The following is a 267-nucleotide window of genomic DNA, read 5'->3' as shown; positions in this document are numbered from 1 at the left end:
GGATTAAACTGCACCTCATCACCCGTTTTTAATAAAACTTTAGAAAATTGCATTTTATTATAAGCACTTACTTCAAGCTTATGATCATTTCCATAACTTCTTAGTATCGCATTAGTTACTATAGGTTTGGCGCCTGCTACGCGGGCTAAATCAAATAAAGTTTTAATATCATTTACAAGCTCAAAGCGAAACGGTCTTTGCACATCTCCATTTACAAAAACATAACTTTGGACATTGCCCACCAAAACCACATCGCCACTTCTAAAA

The 267-nt window shown here is 35.2% G+C and carries 1 pseudogene; it reads right to left on the bottom strand.

Annotation, left to right across the window (positions count from 1 at the left end):
- Positions 1-267 (bottom strand): annotated as a pseudogene (locus ELQ11_RS09800) (polysaccharide export protein); the annotation flags it as partial.

This window comes from Campylobacter sp. US50a, from assembly GCF_004379015.1.
GTDB classification, from domain to species: domain Bacteria; phylum Campylobacterota; class Campylobacteria; order Campylobacterales; family Campylobacteraceae; genus Campylobacter_D; species Campylobacter_D jejuni.
The sequence above is the reverse complement of the archived record's forward strand: the minus strand, read 5'-3'. Positions and strand labels throughout refer to the sequence as shown.